The 22,395-nt window shown below is 65.8% G+C and carries 19 protein-coding genes; 12 read left to right on the forward strand and 7 right to left on the reverse strand.

The window, feature by feature from the left end; all coding sequences use genetic code 11:
* Positions 1-180 precede the first annotated feature (180 nt).
* Positions 181-1,455 carry an AAA family ATPase gene (locus C471_RS10155; protein ID WP_049909296.1) on the reverse strand — a complete coding sequence of 425 codons (1,275 nt, stop codon included), beginning with the start codon at positions 1,453-1,455 and terminating at the stop codon, positions 181-183.
* A gap of 1,068 nt (positions 1,456-2,523) precedes the next feature.
* On the reverse strand, positions 2,524-2,811 hold the full coding sequence (locus C471_RS17150; RefSeq protein WP_160163145.1) for a hypothetical protein: 288 nt from the start codon (positions 2,809-2,811) through the stop codon (positions 2,524-2,526).
* A 253-nt stretch (positions 2,812-3,064) separates the two neighbouring features.
* On the opposite strand from C471_RS17150, the gene C471_RS10160 reads away from it, so the two are divergent.
* The 7 genes from C471_RS10160 (at position 3,065) to C471_RS10190 (ending at position 11,438) form a co-directional block, all read left to right on the forward strand.
* Positions 3,065-3,886 (forward strand): IS5 family transposase, encoded by an 822-nt coding sequence (locus tag C471_RS10160; protein ID WP_004048688.1) that lies wholly within the window; start codon positions 3,065-3,067, stop codon positions 3,884-3,886.
* Positions 3,887-4,880: 994 nt separating this feature from the next.
* Positions 4,881-5,951: an ABC transporter permease gene (locus C471_RS10165; RefSeq protein WP_004048689.1), complete on the forward strand. Its 1,071-nt coding sequence runs from the start codon at positions 4,881-4,883 to the stop codon at positions 5,949-5,951.
* Entirely contained in the window at positions 5,948-7,690 is a 1,743-nt protein-coding gene (locus C471_RS10170) for an ABC transporter permease (protein WP_004048690.1), read from the forward strand. The genes C471_RS10165 and C471_RS10170 overlap by 4 nt, the downstream gene beginning before the upstream one ends.
* Positions 7,690-9,051 carry an ABC transporter ATP-binding protein gene (locus C471_RS10175; RefSeq protein ID WP_004048691.1) on the forward strand — a complete coding sequence of 454 codons (1,362 nt, stop codon included), beginning with the start codon at positions 7,690-7,692 and terminating at the stop codon, positions 9,049-9,051. Before C471_RS10170 ends, C471_RS10175 begins: the two co-directional genes overlap by 1 nt.
* A complete protein-coding gene (locus C471_RS10180) occupies positions 9,048-10,415 on the forward strand; it encodes an ABC transporter ATP-binding protein (protein WP_004048692.1) in 1,368 nt (455 codons plus the stop codon). Before C471_RS10175 ends, C471_RS10180 begins: the two co-directional genes overlap by 4 nt.
* Before the next feature lie 2 nt (positions 10,416-10,417).
* Positions 10,418-10,822 carry a DUF7555 family protein gene (locus C471_RS10185; RefSeq protein WP_004048693.1) on the forward strand — a complete coding sequence of 135 codons (405 nt, stop codon included), beginning with the start codon at positions 10,418-10,420 and terminating at the stop codon, positions 10,820-10,822.
* 49 nt (positions 10,823-10,871) lie between these two features.
* Complete coding sequence (locus tag C471_RS10190) at positions 10,872-11,438, forward strand: DUF7529 family protein (protein ID WP_004048694.1); 567 nt, start codon at positions 10,872-10,874, stop codon at positions 11,436-11,438.
* Positions 11,439-11,479: 41 nt separating this feature from the next.
* Here the strand turns inward: C471_RS10190 and C471_RS10195 are convergent, their stop codons facing one another.
* Positions 11,480-13,144 (reverse strand): GTPBP1 family GTP-binding protein, encoded by a 1,665-nt coding sequence (locus C471_RS10195; RefSeq protein WP_004048695.1) that lies wholly within the window; start codon positions 13,142-13,144, stop codon positions 11,480-11,482.
* Positions 13,145-13,407: 263 nt separating this feature from the next.
* On the opposite strand from C471_RS10195, the gene C471_RS10200 reads away from it, so the two are divergent.
* Both C471_RS10200 and C471_RS10205 read left to right on the forward strand, forming a co-directional pair.
* Entirely contained in the window at positions 13,408-14,256 is an 849-nt protein-coding gene (locus C471_RS10200) for an HFX_2341 family transcriptional regulator domain-containing protein (RefSeq protein WP_004048696.1), read from the forward strand.
* A 377-nt stretch (positions 14,257-14,633) separates the two neighbouring features.
* Positions 14,634-15,623: an arsenic resistance protein gene (locus C471_RS10205; RefSeq protein WP_004048697.1), complete on the forward strand. Its 990-nt coding sequence runs from the start codon at positions 14,634-14,636 to the stop codon at positions 15,621-15,623.
* A gap of 125 nt (positions 15,624-15,748) precedes the next feature.
* On the opposite strand, the gene C471_RS10210 is transcribed toward C471_RS10205, so the two are convergent.
* Positions 15,749-16,723: a transcription initiation factor IIB gene (locus tag C471_RS10210; protein ID WP_004048698.1), complete on the reverse strand. Its 975-nt coding sequence runs from the start codon at positions 16,721-16,723 to the stop codon at positions 15,749-15,751.
* A 162-nt stretch (positions 16,724-16,885) separates the two neighbouring features.
* Here C471_RS10210 and C471_RS10215 point away from each other — a divergent pair, with 162 nt between their 5' ends.
* Positions 16,886-17,431, forward strand: a complete 546-nt coding sequence (locus C471_RS10215) for a DUF7858 family protein (protein WP_004048699.1) — start codon at positions 16,886-16,888, stop codon at positions 17,429-17,431.
* Positions 17,432-17,497: 66 nt separating this feature from the next.
* Here the strand turns inward: C471_RS10215 and C471_RS10220 are convergent, their stop codons facing one another.
* The 3 genes from C471_RS10220 to rnz form a co-directional block, all read right to left on the reverse strand.
* On the reverse strand, positions 17,498-18,310 hold the full coding sequence (locus C471_RS10220) for a cell division inhibitor (protein ID WP_004048700.1): 813 nt from the start codon (positions 18,308-18,310) through the stop codon (positions 17,498-17,500).
* 84 nt (positions 18,311-18,394) lie between these two features.
* Complete coding sequence (locus C471_RS10225; RefSeq protein ID WP_049909298.1) at positions 18,395-18,814, reverse strand: HIT family protein; 420 nt, start codon at positions 18,812-18,814, stop codon at positions 18,395-18,397.
* Between the two features lie 76 nt (positions 18,815-18,890).
* Positions 18,891-19,823 (reverse strand): ribonuclease Z, encoded by a 933-nt coding sequence (rnz, locus tag C471_RS10230; RefSeq protein ID WP_004048702.1) that lies wholly within the window; start codon positions 19,821-19,823, stop codon positions 18,891-18,893.
* A gap of 130 nt (positions 19,824-19,953) precedes the next feature.
* On the opposite strand from rnz, the gene C471_RS10235 reads away from it, so the two are divergent.
* Together C471_RS10235 and C471_RS10240 are read left to right on the forward strand one after the other, a co-directional pair.
* Positions 19,954-20,268, forward strand: coding sequence for a DUF7538 family protein (locus C471_RS10235; RefSeq protein WP_049909300.1), 315 nt, complete (start codon positions 19,954-19,956; stop codon positions 20,266-20,268).
* Between the two features lie 165 nt (positions 20,269-20,433).
* Complete coding sequence (locus C471_RS10240; RefSeq protein ID WP_004048704.1) at positions 20,434-22,380, forward strand: ABC transporter ATP-binding protein; 1,947 nt, start codon at positions 20,434-20,436, stop codon at positions 22,378-22,380.
* Positions 22,381-22,395 lie beyond the last annotated feature (15 nt).

Consider the following 22,395-nt stretch of genomic DNA (forward strand, 5'->3'; position numbering starts at 1 on the left):
TAGCCAATTATTTTCCTCCCACCGATGATTTCCACTCAAGCATGACCGGAATCGTGATCCTCCCCGCTGGTCGCGACGACGCGTTTGAGGACTACAAACAGTTCATCCGAGATGGGCACCCAATTGTGGATATTGAGTCATATCTCAATGATGAGGACTTCGAACTATTTCGGACGACATCTAATCCCGCAACCGTCTCTTCACAACCTCCCCAAGTTCTTTCGCAGGAATCTCTTGGAGTCGCTCGTCTTCGCTCAATGTATCTAGAACAGCCCCAACGGGCTCGGTGAACTTGAAAACCAAGTGGACGCCTGATTTGAATCCACCACTGACCCGTTCGCTTTCCAGAACACCGTACGTTCCGGCCTTATTGATGTGGCTGTTGACTGTTTCTTGTGTGTATATCTCCATGTCGCTTCCCTCACAGAGAATTTTGTAGATGTCGTACACCACGGGGCTCGGAGCCGCTCCTTCATTCTCTTTCGCGACAAGTGCGGCAGCGTACAGAGACAGCTTCTTTTGGACAGACATCCCGCCAACGATCTCGAGGACCCGATTCTTCACCACAGAATCGTTTGCCGATCTGACGTGGTCCTGCGTCACCACCGGGTCGCCCGCTCGGTTCGCGATTTCTCCAGCATCACGGAGCAGATCGATCGCGCGACGCGCGTCACCTTCGTTTTGAGCACCGTACGCAGCCACGATCTCGATTACTCCGTCTTCGAGGGCGTCGTCTTTAAACGCATCTCGACGTCGTTCGAGAATTTCGATGAGCTCGTTGGCATCGTAATCCGAGAAATGAATCCCGTTCGGGTTGTAGGAGCTGTCAGTCCGACTGTCCAGGTTCTCGCGAAACTTCGGGTAGTTAGTCACAACCACCGTTGACAGCTGCGTATCAACATGCTGTTCCGACATGACTCGGCTCAAACTATAGAGCAGTCGAGAGTACGCCGGTTCATCTGCGCCCGTACTGCCGGTCAGCGCATCGATCTCGTCGAGGATGAACACGAGTGAGTCGAAGTGATCGTCGACAATCTCGTAGAGCCGGGTGTATTTCATATCGGTCGACACACCCGACCGAGGGACATCCCAAACCACACCCGCTTTCCGTGCCGTCTGATGGCCTAGCTTCCACACAGCACGGTCGAGCGTGTGAGACTCCATCGTTTTGAAATTGACTGCTACAAAGTCGAACTCAATACCGCTCTCCTGGGCTCGTTCTTTGACTTTGTTCGCGACGGCTTTCACCGTCAGGGTCTTGCCTGTTCCACTGGGACCGTATAAAAGCAGATCCGGCGGTCGCTCACCATCGAGAGTATCCCGAAACGCCCGAGCTTCGGCAGCGAGTTGCTCGTCCCGACCGTAGATCCGATCCTGATCGACGATCGTGCTCGAGTCCACAAGATCCTTGTTTTCGAAAACAGTCTGTACGTCGCCATCAAGGATGTTATCCACGACAGATGATCCGGACTCTTGTGACCCACCAGACTCGGTATCTGGCTGCCCCGAGTCGGTCTCGTCGCCTTCCATACTGTTCATTGCGATCTAACCCATAATAACCTTTGTCGAAATGAAGGGGGTAAAGTCGAAATGAGATGGGCGATGTCGATATGAACACCCCTCCGTCGAAATGAATTTCCTGCCTCTTTCATATCATCACACACCAACTTCGAAGTGAAGACCCCTCCATCGATATGAAATCTCAGACGCCAAGACAGACACCCCTTCTTCGAAATGAAATCCCACCTCAGATTCCTAGCCGTAGTAGATCTTCTTCGAAGTGAGCACCCCTCCGCCGATATGAAGTCATTTAGCCCGGAAAATGTCCCCGTCCACACACCCCGTCATCGAAATGAAATACAAAAACACTGTGTGTGATCCCGGCCATGAGATTTCATCGTGAGGAGCAGCAGTAGGTTCTTCGAGATGAAATGCTCGAACAAAACACTAATACTGTGGTATTAGACCGTACAAATACGATTTAGAGCAATTTTCGCTGTGGAAGAACCAATTTCATATCGAAGACGGTGTGTGAGGGTCATCTTACTACTACGTCAATCTCCGATTTCATATCGAATATGGGGTGTGAAAGCTACCGATCTTATTTCCTGTTGTCCGCTCACAGTAGATACTCTGTTTGTTTTCTCATTATACATTCGGCAATCGAACTGCCGACTGTTGTTAAGAGTGAGCGGAGCGGCTTTCCCAGAGCACACGGATCGGTGTGTATGGGCGGAGTATTCCGCATCAACTGCCCAGAGGGTGGAGAGGTGAAGGACCCAATCACGACGCACCCCGGCACCGTCGGCATCCACTGTTCGTGTGGGATCAGCGCGACGGTCGACATCAGCACGCAAGATGCTGAGGAAGTCTACGTCGAAGGTTTCGGCCATTGTGCCGTTCGTCGACCGACCATCGAAAAGTGTTCGAGGTCGTGGTTCTTAACCAACACTACGGGTTCTACTGCGGATCTGTTGGTTAAGACTTGGTGGTGAGCGCGGGATAGTAGTGGGGTAGGCAAATCTACACAGTACTCACATCCGCATACGGGGATGTTAATCTGAAGAGATCGATCTCTCCTCTGAATTGTGCGACAACGTTTCTAATTACTGCATCAAGATCCACATCAGCAGCCACCACCTCATACGTCTCTCCGACAAATTCTCGATACTCAGAGACGATCTCCTCAGCCTTTCCACGAATCTCTCCAACACCCAGATCAGTGAACTCCCAGAGTAACGCGAGCGTCTGTGTCGCCATCGACGTGAGATACGTCACGAACTCTTCCGGAGCCCGAAGTCCGGTTGGCACAATACCCCGAATCACGTAGTGAATTTCACTCAGTACGACCCGATGAAGCCCCTTCATCGCCGTGTCAATCGGGCCTGAGAACCCGCTGTGCCGGAGGGTATACAGAAATCGGGCTCTGTTGAAATCCTCAGAGAGTTACATGTTCACCGTATAATTCGACGAGATGAAGCCCCTCCCGAAGTCGCAGATTCTCCGGTTTANGGCTCTGTTGAAATCCTCAGAGAGTTACATGTTCACCGTATAATTCGACGAGATGAAGCCCCTCCCGAAGTCGCAGATTCTCCGGTTTACTGAGAAGGCGATCCATCTGGCCCGCCGAGCAGTTTCTCGATACTCCTCGAAGTTCTCCAAACACCGCTATACACTCCCGCAGCACGTTGTTCTGCTCTGTCTCAAAGTGCGGAAGAACACGACCTACCGTGGCCTACTTGACGAACTGATCGAGATGCCACGCATCCGTCGTGTTCTCGGGCTAACCGAGCTTCCTACTGCTTCAACGCTGTGTAAGGCGTTCAACCGGCTTGATATGGCTGTGTGGCGGATCATTTTGACTCTCTCAGCGACGTTACTTCCGACAAGCGGAGTTGTTGGTGTTGATGCGTCGGGGTTCGACCGTAGTCACGCTTCGAAACACTACACGAAACGTGCTGAACTCACGATTCAGCAGCTCAAGGTGACGTTGCTGGTCGATGCGAAGGTGAACGCAATTCTCGATCTACACGTGACGACGACTCGAAAACATGATAGCCAGATCGCTCCGTCGTTGATCAAGCGCAACCCCGAGTGTATCGATATTCTCCTTGGAGACAAAGGCTACGACGATCAGAAAATCAGACGGCTCGCCCGGCAACACGAGGTTCGACCACTGATTAAGCATCGTGAGTTCACATCACTCCACAAAGCATGGAACGCACGCTTAGACGCTGATCTCTACGGCCAGCGGAGTCAATCAGAGGCGGTCAACTCAACGCTTAAGCGGAAGTACGGGGCGTTCGTCCGATCACGACGCTGGTGGAAGCAGTTCCGTGAACTCACCATCGCCTGTCTCAGTCACAACATCGACCGATCACTCTGAGCGGTTAATACAGGGTGTCTAAGTGGCATTATCTACAGATGTGGTTGTTATATAATCCCCGGATAGGTGGATGGATCGTCACGCCGGAGATGTCGGTATAGTGCGCCGATACCGTAGGCAGCACTACCAAGGAAGACTCCGGCAAGAACCCCATACAGAATGCCAGCTTCAATACCCCACATAAGTTCTCCTTCTGGCCCAAGGTAAATATCTGCACTTCTGATGGTACGGTACTGGGAAGAATCATCCCACCGAAAGTATCCGATAAGAGGTGGAAACACAGCGCGCCAGAAGATAGCAGAGAAGACGGAAACCTGTGCTATCAACAATCCACCGCACTNCCGAAAGTATCCGATAAGAGGTGGAAACACAGCGCGCCAGAAGATAGCAGAGAAGACGGAAACCTGTGCTATCAACAATCCACCGCACTTGACTCCAGCATACAGCGCGATCGTAGACATACACAGCGTGAGGAGCGTGCCAGACGCGAGCTCAACGCCCGCACTAAACCCAAGAGAAAAGATAGCCAGTAGGAGAGCTGTTGCCATGAGTGTATAGATGGAAAAAGGAAATTCACCAATGAGGAGGGATCGATAACGCATAACAGCAAGTATTCAATACAGCGATATAAATGTCCTCCTCGTGATATAATAACGACAATGGCGGTCAACTATCTAGATGAGTACGGATCTTTGTAACCATCTGTTCCTGCGAAGAATATGTCTGAAGAAGAGGATTTCAACAGAGCCNACAATGGCGGTCAACTATCTAGATGAGTACGGATCTTTGTAACCATCTGTTCCTGCGAAGAATATGTCTGAAGAAGAGGATTTCAACAGAGCCGTTCTATCTCGACTGGCAGACCCACCTCGAGGAAGAAGCCGAATAGACCGTCTCGGCCTCCCGTTATCGATGCATTTAGTTATTGCACGAGTTACCCTCAAATATTGAGTCGATCCATGCCCACCACGACCCCAAGAGACCGTAAGACGCCATGAGCCGCTGGGAGTACTTCGTCAAGCGGCTACTGCTCACCGTCCCGGTGTTGTTCTCCGTGCTGACCTTCCTGTTCATCATGCTCCGGACCGGACCGATCGATCCGGTAGCCGCGCGGCTCGGACCTCAAGCGGGCGCGGCGGACAGGGCACAGCTCCGGGAGCGGCTGGGGCTCAACGACCCCCTCTGGGAGCAGTACGTCGACTTCATCACCGACTTCATCACCTTCAACTTCGGCCAGTCGTGGGTGGTGCAAGCCGAGCGCGACATCCTCGACATCGCCGTCGGCGCCGCGCCGGCGACGCTCTGGCTCGGGTTCTGGGCGATCCTACTGCCGCTGTTCATCGGGATCCCTCTCGGCTTCTACGCCGGGCTCAACCCCAACACCCTCGGCGACTACGCGGCCTCCCTCGGCGGCATCATCTGGCAGGCGCTGCCGAACTTCTGGCTGTGCGTGATCGCGCTGGCGGTGCTCCGACGCACCCGCGAGGGCGGCGAGCTGCTCGGCATCAACTGGTACACCCTCGGTCCGGACTTCGCGGCCCGAGACATCAGCATCACCGGGACCCCGCGACTCGAGTGGTTCTCGACCACCGATATCCTCATGTTCCCGGTGCCGTACATTAGCGACTGGACGGCGCTGGCGATCGACATCAAGCTCATCCTGCCGCCGGCGCTCATTCTCGGGTCGGCGTCGATGGCGGCGGAGCTGCGCATCGGACGGACCGCGATGCTGGAGACGGTCAACTCGAAGTTCGTCGAGACCGCGAAGGCGAAGGGGCTCTCCAGCCGGGTGATCGTCTGGAAGCACATCTTCCGGAACGCCCTGATCCCGCTGCTGCCGGTCATCACGAGCGAGGCGTTCCTGCTCATCGGCGGATCCGTGATCGTTGAACAGATCTTCAACATCAACGGGCTCGGGCGGATCTTCTTCCAGGCGCTCACGCAGGGCGACCTGCCGATGGCCGGGGCCTTGCTGTTCCTCTTTACGGTGATCATCTTGGGACTCAACATCCTCCAGGACTTCCTGTACACCGTCATCGACCCCCGCGTGGGGTACAACCAATGAGTACGAGACAGCGCGATTCCACGGACGAATTCGAGGAACCGGACGACGACACGCTGTCCCGAGACCGAATCCGGGAGAACCCGCGCCCCGCGATGGTGTGGCTCGGCGGGCTCGCGGTGCTGCTCCTGCTCGAGATCGGCCGCGTGTTCGCCGGCGTCGGCCAGCTGTTCGGCATCGTCGGGTTCACCGTCGAGCTCCTCGCGAGCGTCCCGACATCCGTCGGCGGCAACGTGGGTGGGACGCTCGGCTCCGCGGCCGGGTTCGTCGCGACCGCGATCACGGCGATCCTGATGGCGTTCGCTATCACGGTTCCCGTCGCCGGGAGCGTCCCCGACGGCGCCGTCGATGTCCTCGGGCTCGACCTCTCGCGGCGGGGGCACCGCTGGGCGAAGCGCGCCGAGCTGACGTTCGTCCTCGTCGCCCTCGCCGGTCTCATCGCGTACACGCCGTTCGGCGGCGTTTTCTCCGCGCTGATCGGCGCGATCACCGGCGGCGTCGACGCGCTCGCCTCGTCGCTTCCCGCGATCACCAGCCGGGACCTCATCCCGAACACGGGCCACCGACTGCCGGAGGGCGGCTGGGAGGGGACGTTCCTCGGCCTCTCGCCGGCCGTCGCCTGGGCGATCCGAACGGGGCTCGTGTTCGCGTACGCGACCGCGTTCCTCGCCTGGATGTGGCGCGGCTTCGACGTCTACCGGACGCACTATCGGCTCGCCGACTGGACGCCGCGGGACGACACGGTCCGGCGCTTCCGCAACAACTACTGGGGGCTGTTCGGCTTCGCCATCGTCTTCGTGTTCGTCGTGCTGGCCCTGTGGGCGCCGGCGGTGAGCCCGGTCGAGGCCCAGCACAACATCTACGAGCCGAACGCCCACGAGTTCGAGTACCTCTCCGACGACGGCGAGGTCACCTCCACCACCCACGTGTTCGCGAACCTCCAGAGCCGCTCCGACGGCCAGAACACGATCGGGCCGATGAGCTACGACGACTACGGGAGGTGGGCGCCCTTGGGGACGACGAACAGGGGCCAAGACATGATGACGCACCTCTCGCACGGCGCCCGGACCTCGCTCGTCATCGGCGTGACGGCGATCGGGCTCGGGGCGCTCATCGCGGTCGTGCTCTCGCTGCTGTCGTCGTACTACAAGGGGATCACCGATATCGCGACGGTGATGGCGAGCGACACCATTCAGGCCGTCCCGGCCCTGCTCCTCATCATGCTCGTCTCCGTCGTCTTCCAGGAGGCGGACCATCCGATCGCCCAACCGCTCGACGGCGGGCTGCTGTTGGCGTTGATCTTCGCGTTCGCCTACTGGCCGGGGATGTGGCGTTCGATACGTGGTCCATCGCTGCAGGTGTCCGAACAGGAGTGGGTCGACGCCGCGAAGAGCTACGGTCAGACGCCCCTACAGACGATGCGCAAACACATGGCACCTTACATCGCCGGCTACATCCTGATCTACGGATCGCTTCTGATCGGCGGCGTGATCATCTCGACCGCCGCGCTGACCTTCCTCGGGCTCGGGATCAATCCGCCGACCCCCGAGTGGGGACGGCTCATCGACGGCGGGCAGTCGTACGTCTCGACCGACTCCTGGCACGTCGCGACCATCCCCGGCGTCGCGATCGTCTTGGTCGTCATCGCGTTCAACGCGCTCGGTGACGCGATCCGCGACGCGATCGATCCGGAGGCCGACGTGGACGAGAGCGAGGCCGCCGCCACCGGAGGTGGTGCCTGATGGCCGCCGAAGAGCGGTCCACGTCCGCGGCCGCGTCGACCGAGGGGGGTCGAGACGACGACCCGCTCATCGACGTTCGGAACCTCCAGACCGCCTTCTTCACCGACAAGGAGACGATCCGAGCGGTCGACGGGATCGACTTCCAGATCGACTCCGGCCAGACGGTCGGCATCGTCGGCGAGAGCGGGAGCGGGAAGAGCGTCACCGCCCGGTCGCTGATGGGACTGATCGAGTCGCCCGGGCGCGTGCTCCGCGGGAGCAGCGTCCGCTACCGGGACCTCGACGCGGTCCGCGAGTTCGCCCGGACGTTCTCGAAGCGGACGGTCGCGGTCGAGGCGCTCGACGCGCGGTACGACCCCGCAGAGCTGTTCGGGCAGACCGACGCCACCCCGCAGGAGTTCGGCTACGACGACCCCGCCGACGTGCCCGTGACCGACGTGGCCGCGGCCGGCTACACCGACGAGGTCGGGATCACCGACGGCGACGAGTGCGTCTTCGTCCTCGACGGTGACGCCGGTTCGCCCGAGTCGATCCGCGACGGCTTCATCGAGGTCACTCGCCTCTCCGGCGAGGCGCAGCGCAAGATGCGCGGCGGTCGGATCGCGATGGTGTTCCAGGACCCGCTGACCAGCCTCAACCCCGTCTACACGGTCGGGAACCAGATCGAAGAGGCGCTGGAGCTCCATCAGGGCCTCTCCGGACGGGAGGCGACACAGGAGGCCGCGGAGCTGCTCGAAGCGGTCGGGATCCCGGACGCCCGCCGCCGGGTCAACGAGTACCCGCACCAGTTCTCGGGTGGGATGCGCCAGCGGGCCGTCATCGCGATGGCGCTGGCGTGCGATCCCGACATGCTGATCTGCGACGAGCCGACGACCGCGCTCGACGTGACGATCCAGGCGCAGATCCTGGACCTGATCGCGGAGATCCAGGAGTCCCAAGACGTGGCCGTGATGTTCATCACCCACGACATGGGCGTGATCGCCGACGTCTCCGACCGCGTCAACGTGATGTACGCCGGCGAGATCGTCGAGTCCGCGGACGTGAAGCCGCTGTTCGCGGACCCGAAACACCCGTACACGAACGGCCTCCTCAACTCGATCCCGGGCGGGCAGGTCGGCGACAAGCTCTCGACGATCGACGGGAGCGTCCCGACGCCGAACGAGCCGGCCACGTACTGCCGGTTCGCGCCCCGCTGTCCGAAGGCGTTCGACGAGTGCGAGTCGGTCCACCCGGTCCCGACCCCGGTCGACGAGGAGACTGACGACCACACGGCCGCGTGTCTGCTGTACCCGGACGACGTTCCGACCGAGGAGGCCGTCGCGCGCCATCGGGGGCGGGACCGACGAGGTGATCGAGAATGAGTCAGAACACAGTTTCGACGACGCCCGACCGCGACGCCGCGGAGACCGCGCCCGACACGATGGTGAAGGTGCGGAACCTGAAGACGTACTACGACAGCGGCGGCCTGTTCGACGACCGGCCCGTCAAGGCCGTCGACGGCGTCAGCTTCGACATCCAGCGAGGCGAGACGCTCGGGCTCGTCGGCGAGTCCGGCTGCGGGAAGACCACCCTCGGCCGGACGCTCATCCAGCTCGAAGAGGCGACCGACGGCGAGGTCCTGTTCGACGGCACCGACATCACGTCGCTTCGCGGCGACCAGCTCTACGAGTGGCGACAGAACGCCCAGATGGTGTTCCAGGACCCCGACTCGAGCCTCAACGACCGGATGACGATCGGCGAGATCATCCGGGAGCCGCTCGACGTCCACGAGTGGAAGACGTCCGCCGACCGCCGGAAGCGCGTCAAGTCCCTCCTGGACGAGGTCGGGCTCTCGCCCGAGCACTACTACCGGTATCCGCACCAGTTCTCGGGCGGACAGCGCCAGCGGATCGGCATCGCGCGGACGCTCGCGTTGAACCCCGAGTTCATCGTGCTCGACGAGCCGGTCTCCGCGCTCGACGTGAGCGTGCAGGCCGAGATCATCAACCTCCTCGAAGACCTCCAGGAGGAGTTCGACCTCACCTACCTGTTCATCGCCCACGACCTCTCGGTCGTCCGGCACATCTGCGACCGGGTCGCGGTGATGTACCTCGGCAACATCATGGAGATCGGTCCGACCGAGGAGCTGTTCACGGACCCCGCGAACCCGTACACCCACGCGCTCCTCTCGGCGATCCCGAAGCCGGATCCCACCGCGAGCCGCGACCGGATCACGCTCCACGGAACGCCACCAAACCCGCGGTATCCGCCGGCCGGCTGTCCGTTCAGCACTCGGTGTCCTACCCGTATTCGCCCCGACGAGCACGAGGAGCTCGACGACGAGGTCTGGGAGGGGATCAACGGGTTCCGCGAGATCATCCGCGAGCGCATGCGCGCCGACCGCTCGATCCGAGAGCGCCTCCGAGAGCGAATCGGCTGGGAGACCCGCTTCGCCACGATCGACGAGACGTACGACGAGCTGTTCGGCGACCTCACGGTGCCGGACGACGTCGAGGCCGTCCTCACCGAGGTGGCCGAGGCCGCGGGGAACCACGAGGAACGAGAGGCGCTCGACCGGCTCAACACCGAGTTCGGGAGCGTCTGTGACGGCGTCGACCCCGACGGCGGCGACGACCCCGTCGAGCCCGAGTACTACGAGGTGAGCGACAGCGGCCGTCTGAGCTACTGTCACCGTCACGACGACGAGCACCGGGAGACGGCGACCGTGCTCGACAACCGCAGCTAGCCATGCCCGTTTCCCGGCGGCTCTCGAAGCGCGCTCGCGCGTGGCTCGACGCGTTCGCGTACGCGGTCGCGGTCGCGGTCGCCGTGACCTCCGGTGCGCTGGCGCTCGGGCTCGCGACGGGCGGGGGGTTCGTCCGGGGGAAGGTTCTGGCGTTCGCTGCCGGCTGGCTCCTCGTCGGCTACGCCACGGTGCGGCTGTGGCCGACCTCCGTCGACGACCTCGACGGCCCGTCGGTGAGCTCGCGCGGGACGCGCCTCGAAGGGCTCGTTCGCGCGGTTCCGCCGCTCCGGTGGATCCGTCTCCCGGCGCCGCCGGAGCGGGTCCGCGTCGCCGGGAAGGTGTTCCTCGCCGGCGTCGTCACGCTCGCGGGATCGCTCGTGATGGAAACGGCGTTCGGCGTCGTCTGAGCGGGCTCGAAAAGAGTTATCTTCCTCCCGCGACCAGTCGCACACAGCAATGGACCCCGAGGAGGACGCCTTCGTCCGTCAGCGAGAGCGGTTCGGCGAGGAGCATATCACCGCGTGGGAGCGGACCCTCGAAGAGACCGACATGCTCGCCGAGGAGCGCCGCGCAGACGGCTGGGAGACGACCGTCGTCATGGTCCCGCACACCGACACGGTCAGCAGGGACATGAAGGATCACGACCGGTTCGGGCTGATGCACGTCGTCCCCGACAACTACGCCGACGCGTTCGTCGAGGCGTACGACGAGGAGGCGTACGCCGAGTACCTCGTGTACGGGGACGCCATCGACGGGGTGATGTACGTCGCCATCGAGCTGATCGACCCGGAGGAAGAGCGGTCGATCCTCGTCCCGTGTAAGTACGACATGACGATGGCGGAGGGGATGACGAAGTCTGCCCTCGACGAGGGCGCGCTGTACAGCCACTTCAAGACCATCTCCGGAGAGACCCTCGGTCGCTTCCGCTACGAGGAGTTCGAGCCGCTCGTCGCGCCCCCGAACGAGGAGAGCGTCACGAGCGTGGCCACCGTCGGCGACGCGACCGACGACGGCGACGCCTGATCGACAACGACGACGCGACCGACGGCGTCACTCCGCGGCACTCACTCCTCGCGGTCGTCGACGTCTTCCTCGTCGCCTCCCCCGCCCTCGATCGACTGAACGGTCCCGACGCCCTTGCTCGACCCCTCTCGGAAGACGAACCGCTGTCCCTCCTCGATCAGGTACGGTCGGAACTTGAATCGGACCGTGGTTCGCCCGGTGTCGCCGGGGAGGAGCCGCCCGCCCTCGGGGGCGAAGACGACCGCCTCCGAGACGGTCTCGACGTGGACGACCGGCTCGTACCCCTCCTGTATCCGCGTCGGGTGGTTCAACACCATCACCTCCGCCTCGAACTCGCGGACCGGATCGGGATCGCTCCCCCGGGGAACCAGGGCCATCCCGCGCTCGATCTCCTCCTCGTCGACGCCCTTCAGCGCGATGCCGACGATCCGGCCGGCGGTGGCCTTGTCGACCCGGTGGTAGTGCATCTCGATCGAGCGCACCTCCACCTCGCGGAAGGAGCCGTCGGCCATCGGTCCCAAGAGGAGGTCGTCGCCGGCCTCCACGGTGCCGGAGTTGACCGTTCCGGACGCCACCGCGCCGACGCCGGTCACCTTGTAGCTCCGGTCGACGTACATCCGGAACTCCGCGCGCTCCGGGGTCGCCCGCTTCGGGAGCGCCTCGAACAGCCGGTCGAGGGTTCCGATCCCCTCCTTCGTCACCGCGCTGGTCCGGAGCAGGGGGACGACGCCGTCGCCCACCTCCGTGACCGCCGCGTCGATCCCGTGGCGGTCGACGAGGAGCGGAGTCTGGCCGGCGTCCCGCAGCATCGACTCGGTCTCGCGCTCCACCTCCGCGAGCCGCTCGTCGCTCACGGCGTCCGCCTTCGTGATCGCGACGATCGTCGGCAGTTCGGTCGCCAGCAGGATCCCGAGGTGCTCGCGGGTCGTCTTCGTCGGCCCGTCGTCCGCGGCGACGACTAAGAGCCCGTAGTCGAGCTTCTGGCCGACGAGCCCGCGGATCGTCGTCCGGAGCCACGGCTCGTGGCCGACGGTGTCGACGAACGAGACCAGCCGGTCCGCCTCCTCGACGATCCGCGCGCGGTCGGACTTGCGGTGCGGGTTGTCCATCCGGATCGGCTCGTCGCCGTCGTCGTCGAAGCCGTAGACGGCGTACGACAGGTCGGCTGAGAGCCCCCGTTCGACCTCGTGGGGCTGCACGTCGAGGAAGCCGCGCGTGCCGCCCTGCCCGTCGTCGGCCCGACCGGTGACGAGGGTGCCGACGAGCGTCGACTTGCCGTGGTCGACGTGGCCGGCCGTTCCGATCACGAGGTGATCGTCGTCGGTCTCGAACATCCCGCCGTCGCGGAGGGTGGCGAGGCCGACGAGCCCCTCCGAACTGCCGTTTCCGGCGGGGCCGGCGCTCCACGTCTCAACGTCGGCGATGTGGGCGTCGGCCTCGTCGGCCAGAAGCGAGAGCACGTCCATCGTCTCGGAGAAGGCGGCGGGCGAGATCCCGGCCAGCCCGCCGTCGTCGGTGACGCCGAGGACGTAGGTGGCCTCGCCGTCCCCGGAGAGCACGCGATGGCGGAGCTGGGCCACGAGTGACTCCATCCGGCCCTCGGCCAGGTGGACCTCGCGTGTCAGCCGCTCCTTGAACTCGATCTCTCCGCCGTCCCGTTCGCCGCGCTCGATGGCCCGCCGGAGGGCGGACCGGTCAGCGCTCATGTCCGCTCGTAGGCGACAGTCGGGCTTAACGGTTTTCGTGGTATGGCTCCCCACATCACTCGGGTGGGGCCGAGGGCTCGGGGTCGGCTGGGGGCCGTTCGGACCGCTCCCGAGCACCGATGGGCTCTCCGGACCGCTCCCGAGCACCGATGGGCTCTCCGGACCCCTCCCGAGCACCGACGGGCTCTCCGGACCGCTCCCGAGTGCCGCCGATCGTTGGTCCGCGACGCACCCTTTAAGCGACCGCCGGAGGGAACGGGTGTATGGACACATCGGTCCCCAGCGTCGCCGAACGGCGCGTTCACGTCGCGCCGCTCGGCCACGAGCGCGACCGGATCGTCGAGCCCCTCCGTCGCCACGGCGCGGACGTGGTGTACCTGCTCGCGGACGCCCCCGACCGCGAGGCCCCGCGCGGCGCCGTCGACTTCGAGGCGGCCGGGGCCGCGGACCCGGTGGACACCCGCGTCGACCTCGACCGGCTCACCGACTATCAGCGGGACGCGTGGACCGCGGCCGCGGAGTTCGCGTCGGTCCGCGCGCTCCCGGTCGAGCTCGCCGACGTGTACGACGTGCTCGGCGTGACGACGACGGTCGCCGCCCGCCACGGCGCCGGCGAGGAGGACGGCGACCGGCTGTTCGCCAACGTCTCGACCGGGCCGCGGATCGCCGCGGTCGGCGTCGCGATGGCGTGTATGATCGTCGGCGCCCGCCCCTACAGCGTCGAGCCCGAGCGCCACCGCCACGACGTGCGCTCAGAGCCGCTCACCGAGGGCGTCGACCGCACCGTCGACCTCCCCCTCTACCCCATGGACGCGCCGACGACCGATCAGGTCGCGGTGCTCGGCCGACTCCACGAGCGAGCCGACGACAACGTGACGACCGACAAGTGGAATCTGATCGAGTGGGCGCGCGAGCGCGACCTCTCGTTCCTGCGCGAGGCGGGCGCGAGCCGGACGGCGAAGTACCGCGCGTTGGAGACGCACGTGCTCTCGCCGCTCCGCGACCGCGGCTACGTCGAGTTGGAAGACGTGGGGCGTTCCGACACCGTCCGACTGACGGAAACCGGTCGCCGCGTCTTCTTCGCGTTCAAGCACAAACTCGGCGAGGAGTGAGCGAGGGACCGGTGACGCGCTTCCTCCGATCGCCCCGGATTGTACGCTCGATCCGGACTATACACGGCTAACGTAGAATGGGGTTCCACTCCTCGATTCGGATGCGTGACGCCCGCCGGGCGGTCGCGGTGCCCTCCCGCCCTCCACCGCGTTCGCCCGCCGGCGGTTGTCGGCCGTCACCGCCTCTCTCTCGGTGGCGGCCGACCGCCCCCGGCACCCCGTCGCAGGGTTTCGACCGGCGACGGTCCCGCTGACGCCGCCGCGGTCGCCCCGCGGACCGTCACGAAACGACGGCCTCGCCGTCGCTTTTCCTTCCCGAACGCGCTGATCGACGCGAATCCACAGCCTTAGCACGCCGCCGACGTAGGACGGAGACGATGGATCTCGTCGAGAAGTACCAGTCGGCGCTCGTCCTCGCCGCCATCGCCGTCGGCCTCGCAGTCGGGCAGATCGACGGCGTCCCTCCGGTCGCCGACCGGCTCATCGTCCCGTTCCTGATGGTCATTCTGTTCGCCGCGTTCGTCGGGATCCCTCTCTCCCGGCTTCGGGAGGCGTTCGGGAACCGCCGAGTCGCGGGATCCAGCCTGTTGGTCAACTTCGTCTGGAGCCCGCTTCTGGCGGTCGGGCTGGGCGCCCTCTTCCTCCGCGACCAACCCGCGCTCTGGGTCGGGCTCGTCATGCTCCTCGTGACGCCGTGTACGGACTGGTACCTCGTGTTCACCGACGTCGCCGACGGCGACGTGCCGCTGGCGACCTCGGTGTTACCGTACAACCTCGTCCTCCAACTGGTGTTGCTCCCGGTGTACCTCTATGCGTTCGCGGGGACGCTCGTCGACCTGCCGCTCGCGCTGCTGGCCGAGAGCGTCCTGCTCGTCCTCGTCGTCCCGCTGCTGTTCGGCGGCGTCGTTCGGTGGTGGCTCACCCGGACGAAGGGGGCGGCGTGGTTCAGAGAGCGGTTCCTCCCGCGGCTGAGCCCGGTCCAGATCGTCTTCCTCGCGCTGGCCATCGGGGCGATGTTCGCGTCGCAGGGCGCGGTGATCGTCGCGAACCCTCGCCTGCTGGCGTTGATGGCGGTCCCCGTGGCGCTGTTCTACGCCATCAACCTCGCCGTCGGGTTCGCCGCCGGCCGCGCGCTCTCCTTCTCGTACGGCGAGCTGGTGTGTTTCAACAACACAATCCTCTCGCGGAACTCTCCCACCGCGCTCGCCATCGCCGTCGTCGCGTTCCCCGACGAGCCGCTGATCCCGCTGGCGCTCGTGATCGGCCCCCTGCTTGAACTCCCGCTCTTAGGGCTCATCTCGCAGATTCACCTCGCGGTCAGAGAGCGGTGGACGGCCGGGTTCGACGCCTCGCGGAGCGACCGATAGACCGACGGCTCGCGCTGGTACGCACACTCCGTTCGGCTCGCGCTCACGCGCTCGGCGGATTTCGACCCCCGGCGCAGAAGATGACGATCGCTCCGATCACTCCACGGCCGCACCTCTCCTCCGACTCACTCCTCGGTCAGATCGACGTACGTCCGACGGACCGTCACGGGCGTCACGTCGGCGGCGTCGGCGGCCTCCCGTTGCGTGCACTCGGCGTCCAGTTCGCGGGCCGCGGTGTACAGGCAGGCGGCGGCGACGCCGACCGGGTTGCGGCCGTTCGCGATCCCCTCCTCGACGGCGCGCTCGGCCAGCTCGCCGGCGCGGCGCTCGACGGCGGCGTCGCAGTCGAGGTCGCTCGCGAACCGCGGGAGGTACTCGGCGGGGCCGGTCGGCGCGATCGGCAGCCCGAGCTCGCGGTTCATCGCGTCGAAGGCGGCCCGGTGCTCGGCCTCCGTCGCCTTCGCCTCGGCGCAGATCTCGCCGACGGTGCGGGCCACGTCCGCGGTGCGGCAGGCGACGTACAGGCAGGCGGCCGCGAACCCCTCCAGCGACCGGCCGCGGAGCAGGCTCTCGTCCTGCGCGGAGTCGAACAGCGTGCAGGCCGTGTCGCGGACGCTGTCGGGGAGCTCCAAGGCCCCGGTCAGCCGCCGGATCTCGGTGTACGCGTACACCTTGTTGCGGTCGCGCTTCGTCGAGATCTGTGCGCGGTTGTGCTGGGTCCGCATCCGAGCGAGCCGGCGGCGCTTGCGCCCCTTCACCTTCGTCGAGCGGCCGATCTCCGTCGAGAGCCCGCGGTCGTGGCGCGAGCGCGTCAGCGGCGCCCCGGTGCGCTTGGGGTTCGTGTCGTCGTCGTCGAACGACCGCCACTCGGGGCCGTGGTCGATCCGGTCGGCCTCGACGACGAGCCCGCAGTCGGCGCAGACGCGTTCCGCGGCGTCGACGCGCGTCCGACCGCCGCACTCGGGACAGGTCTCGCGGGCGGCGGTCTCGTCCGTGTCGGTGACCTCGCTGGTGTCGATCGCCGCGGCGCGGTCCGCGGTCGCGGCGTCGTCGGTCTCGGTGCGGGGCGAACGAGTCTGGGTCGAGCGTGCCTCACTCATCACACGTCGAACTCGGGCCCGATACCTTACTTAAACCCGGGAGAATTCGGGGTCGATCGGCCGGATCGGCGCGCTCGAACCGACCGGTAACCGATCGGTGATCTCCCGATCACTCCGCCGCAGTACGGTGGTTTTAACCACCCGAGCGAGCCAGTGGTTCGCATGACGCTGTCGGAGATCGCGGACGGCCTCGAAGTGACCGCGAGCCAGCGCGACCGGGGCGTCGCCGTCGCGGACGACACGGAGACCCCGCTCGTCGACCGGCTCGCGGAGCACGCGGACGCCCTCCCGTGTACCCCGGAGGCGACGGCGACCCTCGTCGACGCCTACACCGCTGGGCGGAGCGTCGGCGACGCCGCCCGCGAGGCGGGCGTGACGCCGATGACGGGCGCGAAGGCCCTCCACCGCTGCGGCGTCGAGGGCATCTGCCCGCTCGCGCCGACCCGCCGAGAGGTGGTCCGCGACTGGTTGGACGGTCGGATCGCGCGCAGCGAGGCGGTCGCGCTCGCCGGCGGCGACGAGGCGGACTTCGCGCTGGCGACGTACGTCGAGACCCACGACCCGCCGTCGGAAATCGTCGAGGCGGTCGACGCCCACGTCGCCGGGTCCGCCCCGATCGGCGGCGGTTCCGCCGGGTCTTCCGGGTCCGCCGGAAGCGACGACGACGCGCTCGGCGGCGCGCTCGGGTCGCCCGACGGGCTCCGCTGAGCGCCGCGCTCACCCGGTCGCTTTCCCTCGCCTCACCCTCCTGTTCCTCGCTTCCGCCCGCTTCGCTCAGGGCGTCAGCCGATCGACCAGTCCGGGCTCCTCGAACTCGAGCCCGACCGTCGCGTCGAAGGCGTCCTCGAACGCCGCCGCGACGGCGCGCACGTATTCCCTGTCCCCCGTCGCCGCCGTCGGCGCGCTCGCCACCGCGGGATCGGTGGGCGGGAGGCGAACGTCCGCGTCGCTCTCGGCTCCTCCGTCGGCGTTCTCCCCGTCGTCACCGCGTGCCACCGCGATCGACCGGTCCACCCCGGCGCCCACGTCGGCGACGCGGCCGCGGAGCCGCTGGAGGGCGTCGCGTCCATGCGTCGTCGCCGGGTACACCGCCGCCGTCCGGTCCGCCGCGGTGACTCCCGCGACCGCCTCGTTCGAGCCGACGGGCGCGGCGTCGACGATCACGGCGTCGTAGCTCGTCGCGGCCTCGTCGATCCGGCGCTCGAGCTTCCGGGCCGCCTCCGCGGTCTTCGCCCGCGCGACGCGCTCGAAGGGAGCGCGGGCCGGGATCGCGTCGGCGCGGCCCGGAAGGTCCGGGGCGTCGCCGTCGCCGCCGGCGTCCCCCGCGGTCCCCGTGTGCCCGCCTCCCGCGGCGATCGGGTACGCCGCCGCCGACAGCGACGCGCCGGTCTCGTCCGTGATCAGCGTCGTGAGGTCGGTCCCGATCCGGCCGGACACGTACTCCGAGAGCCCCTGCGTCGTGAACGCGGCGTCGACGACGGCCACGTCGCGACCGTCGCGCGCGCCGAGCGCCGCCAGTTCGACCGCGGTTCGCGTCGTCCCCGCCCCGCCGGTCGCACCGACGAGCGCGAGCGTCGTCGCCTGCATGCGCTCGGCTACTCGCGGTTCGGCTGTTAACTCTGTTGCACGCCGGTCGCCGGCCGACCGCTCACCGGTCGCGGCGCGGCCGGCTCACTCGGCGATCGCTTCGGCGACCGCGTCCAGCTCGTCGTCGGAGAGGTCGGGTCGCTCGCCGCCGACGGCGTGCAGGGGTGCGCCGCCGTCGCCCTCGAACCGCGGGATGATGTGGACGTGGACGTGCGGGACCTCCTGTCCGGCCGCCTCGCCGTCGTTGATCCCGACGTTCGCCCCGTCGGCGCCGACGGTCGACTGGACGCGCGGCGTGAGTTCCGTCACGGCCGCGAAGAGGTCGCTCGCGAGGTCGTCGTCGAGGTCCCCGACGTGTTTGGCGTGCGACTTCGGGATCACGAGCGTGTGGCCGCGCGCGAGCGGGGTGGCGTCGAGGAACGCCAGCACGTCGTCGGTCTCGTAGACGGTGCGTGCCGGGATGTCGCCGTCGACGATCGAACAGAAGATGCAGTCTGCGGACATACGCGAGAGGTCGTCGTCGTGACCCATCAAGGTTTCCCGGCGGTAACGGGGACGGCCGCGGGACGCGGTACTCCTCCTACCCGTCCGCGTCTGGGAACGGGACCTCGAACAGGTCACCGTCGTCGGGGAGGAGGCATTCGCCACTGAACGCCTCGCGCGCGTCTCGGCGGATCGGCGAGGCGTCGGCGGCGTACCGCGAGGAGATGTGCACCAGCGCGAGCCGCTTCGCGTCGGCGCGCTCGGCGATCGAACCGGCCTCCCGGCCGGTCGAGTGCGCAGTGTCGCGGGCGCGGTCCGCCATGTCGTCGGCGAAGGTGGCGTCGTGGACGAGCAGATCGGCGTCCGCCGCGGCCTCGACCGTGTTCTCTCGCGGGCGGGTGTCGGCGGTGTAAACGAACTTCCGGCCGGGCCGCGGCGGCCCCACCACCTGATCGGGCTCGACGGTCGAGCCGTCCTCGGCCTCGACCGGCTCGCCCGCGTGGAGCCGCCCGAACTTCGGGCCGACGGGGACGCCCAGCTCCTCGGCCTTCGGGCGGTCGAACCGACCGGGTCTGTCGTCCTCCTCCAGCACGTACCCCTGCGAGACGGTCCGGTGGACCGTCTCGAACGCCCTGACCTCGTAGCCGTCGGCGTCGAGCGCGACCCCGCCGGGCGACACCTCGTCGATCCGAATCCGGAACGCGGGGTCGTGGCCGACCGCGTGCACGAGGTCGTGAAGGTCGTCTCCGGTTCCCGGCGGACAGTGGATCGTCAGGGGGTCTTCGCGGTCGTTGAACCCGAGCGTTTGGACCAGTCCCGGGATCCCGAGGACGTGGTCGCCGTGGAGGTGCGAGACGAACAGGTGGTCGATCCCGAACCCGGTGCCGTGCCGCATCATGCCGCGCTGGGTCCCCTCGCCGCAGTCGAAGAGGAGGCGGTCGCCCTCGCGGTTGACGAACAGTGCGCTCGGCGCGCGCTCGGTGGTGGGGACGGCGCCGCCCGTCCCGAGGAAGGTGACGCGAAGGGACATACCCCTCCTGCGGCCGGCGGCGATAAACTCCTTTCGAGGTAGCCGTCGGCTGCCGCGGGGAACGGCGCAATCCGTCCGAGCGCCGACGATCGGTCGAAGCCGACATGTGTCCGCCGCCCCGAGCGTGACCGTGCACGACTCGATCGCCGCGCTGGTCGGACAGAAGGGATGGCGCGCCGAGGGCGACGCGGCGCGCGTCCACTACGACGGCGGGGGCGACCGGTTCGCGGTGGAGTTCTACGCCGACGCCGAGCGCGTCCTCTACTGGACGGTTCCCGCCGCCGACTCCGACTCGGCCGCCGACTCGGCCGCCGACTCCGACGCGGCCGCCGCCACGGCCGCTCCCGTCCCCCGCGACCGGATCCCGGATCCCCTCAGGCGGCGCATCCGCGAGGACCTCGACGCCGCCGGCGTCGCTCCCGACGTGGAGCGCCGCGAGATCTGATCTCGCGTCCGGTCTCGAGGCCCGTCTCGTCACCTCCCGTTCCGTCCGATCTTGTCCGTTCCGATCCGCCGATCGCCCGTTTTGGCGCCCAGTACCGGCGATTTCCGCCGGTGCATCTCGGTTCGAAGGAAACCCCTTTGCCGCCCGATACGATATGAACCGGTAATGAGTAGCGCCGAATGGGAGGACGACGACCCCTTCGAGGAACAGCGGGACAAGATCGAGAACCCGATGAAACGGCTGTTCCTCGCGTACGGTCGCGACTACCTCCCGCAGGTGTCCGTCGGCATCTTCGCCAGCGTCTTCGCTCGGCTCCTCGACCTCCTCCCGCCGCTCATGCTCGGGATCGCGATCGACGCCGTGTTCTACGAGGACGCCCTGTTCAGCGAGCAGATCCCGCTCGTCGTTCTCCCCGACGCGTGGCTCCCGACGGGACAGGAGGCGCAGTTCTGGTTCACCATCGGCGTCATCGGGGCCGCGTTCGCGATCGGGGCCGCGTTCCACTGGATCCGCAACTGGGGGTTCAACGCCTTCGCGCAGAACATCCAGCACGACGTGCGGACCGACACCTACGACAAGATGCAGCGGCTCAACATGGAGTTCTTCTCCGACAAGCAGACCGGGGAGATGATGTCCATCCTCTCGAACGACGTGAACCGGCTCGAACGGTTCTTAAACGACGGGATGAACTCCCTGTTCCGCCTCTCCGTGATGGTCGTCGGCATCGGCGGCCTCCTCTTCTGGATCAACTGGCAGCTCGCCTTAGTCGCGCTCCTGCCGGTCCCGATCATCGGCGGGTTCACCTACGTCTTCATCAAGACGATCCAGCCGAAGTACGCCGAGGTGCGCTCGTCGGTCGGGAAGATGAACTCCCGGCTGGAGAACAACCTCGGCGGCATCCAGGTTATTAAGTCGTCGAACACCGAGCCGTACGAGTCGGACCGCGTCGACGACGTGTCGATGGACTACTTCGACGCCAACTGGGACGCGATCACGACCCGGATCAAGTTCTTCCCGGCGCTCCGCGTGCTCGCCGGCATAGGCTTCGTGGTCACGTTCGTCATCGGCGGGCTCTGGGTGTTTCAAGACACGCCGCCCGGCCCGTTCACCGGCGAGCTCTCGGTCGGGATGTTCGTCGTCTTCATCCTCTACACCCAGCGGTTCATCTGGCCGATGGCGCAGTTCGGGCAGATCATCAACATGTACCAGCGCGCCCGCGCCTCCTCCGCACGGATCTTCGGGCTGATGGACGAGCCCTCGCGGCTCGCCGAGGACCCGGACGCCGAGGAGCTGACCGTCGGCGACGGCGACGTGGCCTACGACGACGTGAGCTTCGGCTACGACGAGGAGACCATCGTCTCCGACATCGACTTCGAGGTCGAAGGCGGCGAGACGCTCGCACTCGTCGGGCCGACCGGCGCCGGGAAGTCAACGGTGCTCAAACTGTTGCTCCGGATGTACGACGTCGACGAGGGCGCTATCCGGATCGACGGCCAGGACGTGCGCGACGTGACGCTCAAGTCGCTCCGCCGGTCGATCGGCTACGTCGGCCAGTCGTCGTACCTGTTCTACGGCACCGTCCGCGAGAACATCACCTACGGCACCTTCGAGGCGACCGACGAGGAGGTCCGCGAGGCCGCGAGGGCCGCCGAGGCCCACGAGTTCATCGAGAACCTTCCCGACGGCTACGACACGATGGTCGGCGAACGCGGGGTGAAACTTTCCGGCGGCCAGCGCCAGCGCGTCACCATCGCGCGAGCGGTGCTGAAAGACCCCGACCTCCTCATCCTCGACGAGGCGACCTCGGACGTGGACACCGAGACGGAGATGCTGATCCAGCGCTCGCTCGACCGGCTCACCGCCGACCGCACCACGTTCGCGATCGCGCACCGCCTCTCGACGATCAAGGACGCGGACACCATCCTCGTGTTGGAGGGCGGCGAGATCGTCGAGCGCGGCACCCACGACGAGCTGTTGGACAACGGCGGGCTGTACGCCCACCTCTGGGGCGTGCAGGCCGGCGAGATCGACGAGCTGCCACAGGAGTTCATCGACCGCGCGCAGGAGCGCACCGCGCGCCTGATCGAGGACGCCGAGAGCGACGACGACTGACGCCGAGAGCGACGA

It is taken from the genome of Halorubrum saccharovorum DSM 1137 (assembly GCF_000337915.1).
In the GTDB taxonomy this organism is placed as follows: Archaea; Halobacteriota; Halobacteria; order Halobacteriales; family Haloferacaceae; genus Halorubrum; species Halorubrum saccharovorum.